6 protein-coding genes are annotated in these 7,950 nt (G+C 40.7%); 4 read left to right on the top strand and 2 right to left on the bottom strand.

The genetic code is table 11. From position 1 onward, the window contains the following. Positions 1 to 151 precede the first annotated feature (151 nt). Together argH and FD50_RS01665 are read right to left on the bottom strand one after the other, a co-directional pair. The gene (gene argH, locus FD50_RS01670) at positions 152 to 1,549 is read right to left on the bottom strand and encodes an argininosuccinate lyase (protein WP_056959858.1); all 1,398 of its coding nucleotides are present in this window, start codon (positions 1,547 to 1,549) and stop codon (positions 152 to 154) included. A 2-nt stretch (positions 1,550 to 1,551) separates the two neighbouring features. After that, entirely contained in the window at positions 1,552 to 2,793 is a 1,242-nt protein-coding gene (locus tag FD50_RS01665; protein WP_056959828.1) for an argininosuccinate synthase, read from the bottom strand. A 546-nt stretch (positions 2,794 to 3,339) separates the two neighbouring features. On the opposite strand from FD50_RS01665, the gene FD50_RS01660 reads away from it, so the two are divergent. The 4 genes from FD50_RS01660 (at position 3,340) to purR (ending at position 7,831) form a co-directional block, all read left to right on the top strand. Further along, positions 3,340 to 4,524: an aminotransferase class I/II-fold pyridoxal phosphate-dependent enzyme gene (locus FD50_RS01660; protein ID WP_056959826.1), complete on the top strand. Its 1,185-nt coding sequence runs from the start codon at positions 3,340 to 3,342 to the stop codon at positions 4,522 to 4,524. Further along, entirely contained in the window at positions 4,521 to 5,510 is a 990-nt protein-coding gene (locus FD50_RS01655; RefSeq protein ID WP_056959824.1) for a D-2-hydroxyacid dehydrogenase, read from the top strand. Before FD50_RS01660 ends, FD50_RS01655 begins: the two co-directional genes overlap by 4 nt. Positions 5,511 to 5,536: 26 nt before the next feature. Then, entirely contained in the window at positions 5,537 to 6,580 is a 1,044-nt protein-coding gene (locus tag FD50_RS01650) for a PTS sugar transporter subunit IIC (protein WP_056959822.1), read from the top strand. A gap of 414 nt (positions 6,581 to 6,994) precedes the next feature. Further along, entirely contained in the window at positions 6,995 to 7,831 is an 837-nt protein-coding gene (purR, locus tag FD50_RS01645; RefSeq protein WP_056959819.1) for a pur operon repressor, read from the top strand. Positions 7,832 to 7,950: the final 119 nt, after the last annotated feature.

Raw genomic sequence — 7,950 nt, 5'->3', positions numbered from 1 at the left:
GTTAGACGGAGAATTTTGACTTATGGAACACGTTTATCCAGAATAACTAGAAAGAGCCGGGTCAAAATTTAATTTTTGACCCAGCCCTAGAACTTGGTTTAGCTTATTCATTCAATGAGGTAGAACGAGAATTGATGCTAGCTAGTAAATGCTAGTTTTTGGGTGAATTTGAAGCCAATTCCGCGCGTGCTTGTGCCAGTTGTTTTTTAATTTGGGAAAATCCGGTTCCACCAAAAGAATTCCGACGGGCAACAGCCTCTTTTGAAGTTAGTTTTGCATAAATGTCGTTGGCAATTAGCGGTGAGACGGCTTGCATTTCTGCTGGCGTCAAATCTTGCAAATTTCTTTTTTCTGCAATGCATTTTAAGACGAGTTCTCCGACGACCCGGTGTGCCTCCCTGAATGGTAAACCTTTGCTTGCAAGGTAATCGGCAAATTCTGTTGCATTCGAAAGATCGTGGGTGGTCGCTTGTTCCATTTTTGCGGTATTTACTTTGAGTGTTTTAAGCATTCCTGTGAAAATTTTGAGCGTTGGAATAATAGTCTTGACGGTATCAAAAACACCTTCTTTGTCTTCTTGCAGATCTTTATTATATGCAAGTGGCAAACCTTTCATCGTCGTGAGCAGTCCGAGAAGATGACCAAAGATGCGTCCACTTTTACCCCGAATGAGTTCAGCCATGTCGGGGTTCTTTTTTTGCGGCATGATTGAACTACCGGTTGAAAAAGAGTCGTCAAGTTCAAGATAGCCGAATTCGTAGCTGCACCACAGAATGATTTCTTCACAAAAACGCGAGAGATGCACCATTAAAATGGAAGCATTATTAAGAAATTCCAAGACAAAATCACGATCAGAGACGGCATCAAGAGAATTTGAATAGGTTTTTGAAAAGCCCAAAAGCTTTGAAGTGTATGCACGCTCAATCGGAAAAGTGGTTCCTGCCAAAGCTGCCGCACCTAAAGGATTAATGTCAGTATGTTGTAGATTGAATTCGAAACGTTCACGATCACGACTGAACATTTGATAATAGGCCAACAAGTAATGGGCATAAGAGATCGGCTGAGCATGCTGCAAGTGCGTGTAACCTGGCATAATCGTCGTTACATGTTGCTGTGCTTTTTGCACCAAGACTTCCTGTAATTCCAAAAGCGCGGCATTAATTTCAGGGAGACGATGTTTTAAATAGAGATGAAGATCGGTTGCAACTTGGTCGTTGCGGCTGCGGGCAGTATGCAATTTACCAGCGACAGGGCCGATTTTTTGAGTGAGTAGGGTTTCGATATTCATGTGAATATCTTCAAGTTGGACATCAAAGGTTACCTTGCCTGCTTTAAGATCATGTTCAATCTCTTTTAGACCAGCGATAATTTGTTCGGCGTCTGCCGGACTGATTATACCGGTTTTTTTGAGCATTTGGGCATGTGCAAGTGAGCCTTCTAAATCTTCATGTGCCATTTCCTGATCGAAGCTAATGGAGGCACCAAAGCTGTCGATCCAAGCGGCACTTTGTTTTGAAAAACGCCCGCCCCAAGGTTTTTTGTTGCCCATCATTACTGAACCTCGCTTGGAATTGACGGGGTTTTTTTAGTTGATGCCACACTTTTTTGTTGTACTTGAGCATAAACTTGTGATGGTAAACCCCAAAGTTTAATAAATCCGGCCGCCGCCTCCTGGTCAAATTCATCCGCTGCCGTGTAAGTTGCAAGATTTTTATCGTAGAGAGAATTAGGTGACTTCCGTCCCTCACAAATTACATTTCCCTTGAAAAGTTTAATCCTGACTGTGCCATTCACATTTTTTTGCGATGCTGTCAAGAAAGCTAAAAGAGCTTTTGTTAAAGGAGAGAACCAAAGTCCATTATAGATAATCTCACTGAGCTTTTGTTCAATTACAGGTTTGAAATGTGCCAGATCACGTTCGCTAGTCAAGTCTTCCAAATCCTTATGTGCTTTTATTAAGACTGTGGCTGCTGGACACTCGTAGATTTCCCGCGACTTGATTCCAACCAACCGATTTTCAATATGATCAATCCGGCCAATTCCATGCTGACCAGCTAGCTTGTCAAGCTTCATGATCAATGTTGCTAGCGAATAAGGCTCTTCATTTAACTTAGTTGGAATTCCTTTTTCAAAGGTCAATGTGATAGTTGTCGGTTGATCAGGGGTATCTTCGATTGCGTTTGTCCGTGCATAAGCATCTTCTGGGGCGCTTGCCCATGGATCTTCTAAGATACCACATTCATTTGCTCTGCCCCATAAATTTTCATCAATCGAGTAGGGACTTTTCTTATTGATTGGGACTGGAATTTCATTTTCAGCAGCATACTGAATTTCTTCTTCCCGTGACCAGTGCCAATCTCTGATTGGGTCTTCAATTTTAATTTCTGGTGCAAGTGCGTGAATCCCGACTTCGAAACGAACTTGATCATTCCCTTTACCAGTGCAACCATGAGCAATTGCAGTTGCGTTGTATTTCTTTGCAACTTCGACTAGCTTGGTTACAATCAGTGGCCGTGAAAGCGCTGAAATCAGCGGATATTTATTTTCATAATAGGTATGGCCTTGGAGTGCAACGAGCGCATAGTCATGTGCAAACTCTTCTTTAGCATCGATCGTTAAAGAAACAGTGGCACCCACCGCTAGTCCCTTTTGTTTAATAGCTTCCAAGTCTTTGCCTTCACCTACATCAATGCAGCAGGCAATGACATCGTACCCTTTATTTTTAAGCCATGCGATGGCGACTGATGTATCCAGACCACCAGAATATGCGAGAACAACTTTTTCTTTTTTCATAATAATACACTCCTCAATTGTTATGGCTTGCGATTGATCAAACAATAACATTAATATGCGTTAAATGCAATAATATTTACAAAAAAAGTATTTTTAACGGATATTTTGAATAAATATAAGTTTTGAAGTGAATATACACAATCAATATAAAGTATGCTTCAAGAAATTATCAGGGATCAGTGTGTGGACTTTTGAGATTTTACATTGACAGTTTTTATTTTTTAGGTTATAGTCAATTTATTCAATTTTAAGGAGTTTTTAATTATGATCTCAAATAGCGGACTCACACAATTGAATGGTTACTATTACTTTTGGTTTTTTCACGAGTGTTTGTAGTTGATCGAATTTCGATGAGGTGCAAACACGTTTGCAAACGTATTTGCATCTGTGGGGAAAACAAGAGTTAATTTGCTGAGGAATTTTAGCAAAGCCGCACAGCTGTAACAATAGTCTGACGGCTTTGATTCAAATAAAGAATGTAAAAAGCCAGAGGACTGTTGGAGTCTTCTGGCTTTTTTGTGTCATTTTGAAAGGAAGGGTTAGTTTATGAAATCACTAGTTTCAAGTATGAAAAAGGAACTTTCATTACTCAAACCGTCAGATATTCGGACTTTTGATGAGTTTGCTTCGAAGATTCCTGGAATTATCAAGTTTACAATGGGTGAACCTGATTTTGCAACACCAGAGCATATTAAAGCAGCAGGTATTAAGAGTATTCAGGAGAATCAAACTCATTATGCGCCTTCGAATGGAACGGTCGCATTGCGTCAAGCCGCTGCTTCTTTTCTACAGCAAAAGTATGCGCAGCAATATGATCCAATGAATGAAGTGATCGTGACTAATGGAGCGACAGAAGCGATTTACACGGCTTTAACTTCCATCTTGAATCCAGGCGATCAAGTTATTATTCCGACGCCAATTTTTCCGCTATACATTGCGATTACGCTTTTGAATCAAGCCACCCCAATTTTAGTTGACACCTCCAAAAACGGGTTCAGAATGTCGCCTGAGATGTTGCAAGAGCAGTTGGACAAGCATGAAAATGTTAAGGCAGTCGTTCTTAACTATCCTTCTAATCCGACTGGGGTTACTTATAGTCAAACTGATTTAGATCAGCTTGCAGCTGTAATCAAAGGCAAACAGATCTTTGCAATTTGTGATGAGATTTACAGTGAGCTCAACTATGATGCACCGCATGCTTCGTTAACCAAATCGCTGCGTGAACAGACTATTTTGTTAAATGGTGTTTCCAAGTCGCATGCAATGACAGGCTGGCGAATTGGAATAATGTGTGCACCTCGTGCGATTGCACAGGAGTTAAGCAAAGTTCACCAGTTCACGATCACGACAACTTCTACCATGACGCAGGCTGCTGCAACAGAGGCTTTTGCTAATGGGATAAACGATAGCGATGCAATGAAAAAGGAGTATCGCAAACGCCGCGATTATTTATTTGAAAAAATGACTTCTTATGGTTTTGAATGCGCCAAGCCGGAAGGGGCATTCTACCTCTTTGCTAAGATTCCCCAGGGGTTAATTCAGGATGATCAGAAATTTATCTATGATCTAGCTGAAAAGGCCAAAGTTGCCTTGATTGGTGGCAGCAGCTTTGGTCCTGGCGGTGAAGGCTATGTGCGTATCAGCTATGCTGCAAGTATGGAAGATATTATTACAGCAATGGAACGTGTCGGCAGTTATGTTAAGGAAAACAAAGGAGCAAAAAGCAGATGACAAAAATTTTGATGCTGAGTGTGCGCGATGATGAAAAAGCCGCAATAAAAGCATGGGAAAAGCGCAATCAGATTGCAGTTACAACAGTTCCTTGGGAATTGCATCCTGAGACGGCTAGCAAGGTTGCCGGCTTTGATGGGTTAGTTGTCCAACAACGCAGTAAGATTGAAGCAGAAGTTTATCCGCTGTTAAAAGCAGCTGGATTAAAGCAGGTTACAACCCGAACTGCGGGATATGATATGGTCGATGTTAAGGCGGCTGTCGCAAACGGGTTGGTGGTGACAAATGTTCCTGCCTATTCTCCACGATCTGTTGCAGAGCTAGCTTTGGCACATACAATGCGGCTGATTCGTAACTTGGAAATTTTTGATAAAAGAATGGAAAAACAAGATTTTCGCTGGGTGGGGCTGCAAGCAGCTGAAATCCATTCTTTAACGATTGGAATCATTGGAGCAGGGCGAATTGGGGCCACAAGTGCGCAAATCTTTAACGCCTTAGGTGCCAACGTGATTGCATATGATGTTCAAGAGCGTGAGGAACTTAAAAGTATTTTAACTTACAAGCGCAAAGAAGAAGTTTTAGCACAAGCAGATGTAATTTGTTTACATGTTGATTTGAACCCGACTTCTGTCAAGCTGATTGATGAAAAGGCACTTTCTTTGATGAAGCCGACTGCTTTTTTGGTAAATGAATGCCGAGGTCCAGTGGTCGATACGGAAGCCTTGATTACGGCGTTAGAACACAAGCAACTTGCTGGGGCAGCACTCGATACATTAACAGGTGAAGAAAATTTCTTTAATTTCAACCTAGAAGGGAAAAAATTGCCAAGTCAACAGCTTGAGCGGCTGCGTTCTTTTGACAATGTAATTTTGACACCACATGTCGGATTTTATACTAATATTGCGGTCAAAAACATGGTTGATATTAGTTTGGACGATGTGGTTACGATTCTCCATGGTGGTCGCAGCGAACATCAGGTTTCCTAAATAAACTAAAAATATGAGGTAAGAAGATGATAAAAAAAGTTACAGGTCAAGAGTACAGTATGAATGTACTGAATGGAATCAGTTTAGGTGTAGTCGTAGCACTTGTGCCAGCAGCTTTAGTGGGGCAATTAATGCAAGCACTAAAAGGAATTTTGCCAGGAGCAATGCAAATAGTGATGATGACGACTTTTGCGATGAGTTTACTTCCGGTAATTGCTGGTTTGTGTGTCGCAATTCAGTTTAAATTGAATCCCATTCAGATTTCAGCTGTTGGAATTGCAGCGATGGTCGGTTCAGGTGTAATGCAACAAGTTAACGGGAGTTTTATTTTAAAAGGAACTGGCGATATTATAAATACGGGACTGACAATTGCATTTGCAGTCTGGCTGGCACTATTTTTAGGCGACCGTTTCAAAAACTATACAATCCTGCTTTTGCCGTTATTGGTAATTGTGATTGCGGGTGGTGCAGGCTTGCTTGTGCTGCCATATGTTAAGCTGGTTGCAACTACGATTGGAGCTTTAATCGCACATTTAACGACTCTGCAGCCGTTGCTGATGGGACTTTTAATGGGGATTTGTTTTGGAATCTTAGTTGTTTCACCGATTAGTTCGGTTGGGATAGCGACTGCCATTGGTTTAGCTGGAATTGGTTCGGGGTCTGCTAATCTTGGAATTACAGCTGCTAGTTTTATGTTAGCGGTCTACGGCAGTACTGCAAATAACTTTGGAACTACAATTGCACATTTTATTGGTTCACCCAAGATTCAAATGGGAAATCTGTTACAAAAACCAGCACTCTTTTTTCCATTAAGTATAAATGCTGGAATAATGGGCTTTGTGGGGGCAATCTTTGGTATTAAGGGGAATCCAATGAGTGCCGGTTTTGGTTTTAGTGGCTTGATTGGACCTTCAGCGGCCTATCAGCAAATGCCACATTCGGGCGTGAACTTGGGATTGTTGGTGCTCCTGTTTGTCGTTTTACCAGTCTTACTAGCTTATCTTTCCCGCTATCTTTTTGTAGAGAGGTTGAAGTGGTTCCGTGCCGATGATTTACTTTTACAGATTTAGTAACTGCTAGGGATCTCAACTTAAGCCACAGCATAGGATAATTTTAAATTAGGATGACCTATAATTGTTAGCTAAAAGAGCTAATGATTATGGGTTTTTTATTCTTGAAGCTGCAAATGGAATTTTGGCTATTATTTTAAACTGTTGCGAATGCAGCTCTGAGTTTTTTTCAATCTCGGAGTCTTAAAGGCGTGCTGAGTGTGCTGCAAAGAAGTACTTGTCAAAGACGAATGTTAGACAAAATTAATTTTTGAGAAATAAAAAGAGCGATGATCAGAATAATTTGCAACAAAAACGAACTATTTTTGTAATTGAGGTAAAAAAACTATGCAAATTACGTAAAATGCCTTATAATGACTGATAGAATATTTTATTAATAATGATATTTTGAAATGAAGTATTGGAGGACTTAATGTGAAAACAAGAAGAAGTGATCGGCTGATCGATATGACTAATTATTTGCTTGAACGGCCACATACGCTGATTTCTTTGACCTACTTTGCAGAACGCTATGAATCTGCAAAATCATCTATCAGCGAAGATTTATCTATTATTAAACGTACATTTAAAGCACGAGGGATCGGTATTTTGGAAACGATTCCCGGAGCCGCTGGTGGTGCACGCTTTATTCCTTCAATTGATGAACATGCAGTTAGAGCATTTATTGCAGAAATGACGGAAAAATTATCTGAAAAAGACCGCCTTTTACCGGGTGGTTATGTCTACCTATCTGATTTATTAGGTAGACCCGATATTTTGCGTGAAGTCGGAAGAGTGATTGCAAGACAGTATCTTGATCGGCAAGTTGATGCGGTGATGACAGTTGCTACCAAAGGGGTCCCAATTGCACAAAGTGTTTCTACTTATCTTAATGTTCCGTTTGTTATTTTGAGAAGAGATTCTAAGATTACAGAAGGCTCTACGGTTTCAGTTAATTACGTCTCTGGTTCAAGTGAACGAATTGAGAAAATGGAACTTTCCAAAAGGAGTCTCAAACGGGGTTCACATGTTTTAGTTGTGGATGATTTCATGAAGGGTGGCGGCACCGTTAATGGAATGAAAAGTATGATCGAAGAGTTTGAATCTGAACTGGTAGGAATTACGGTTTTTGCGGAAGCAGCATTTGAGGGCCACCGCATGATTGATGACTATACTTCTTTGTTGAAAGTTGACAAGGTCAATACCCTGGACAAGACGATTGAGGTAAGTGCAGGAAATTATCTTGAAAGAGTCTATGGTGACAAAAAGTAGTTTTTTGCAGGCCGACGGTAAAGGTTGAGACTAACTTAAAATGATCGACATAGCGTGTTTACTCCGAGTAATTTAAGGTTAGATGGAAGAGCTTGTCTGAAGGAGCACACTGACCGCAA

Source organism: Liquorilactobacillus satsumensis DSM 16230 = JCM 12392 (assembly GCF_001435195.1).
GTDB lineage: Bacteria > Bacillota > Bacilli > Lactobacillales > Lactobacillaceae > Liquorilactobacillus > Liquorilactobacillus satsumensis.
Note: the sequence above shows the minus strand (reverse complement) of the source record. Positions and strands in the feature narration are given on the sequence as shown.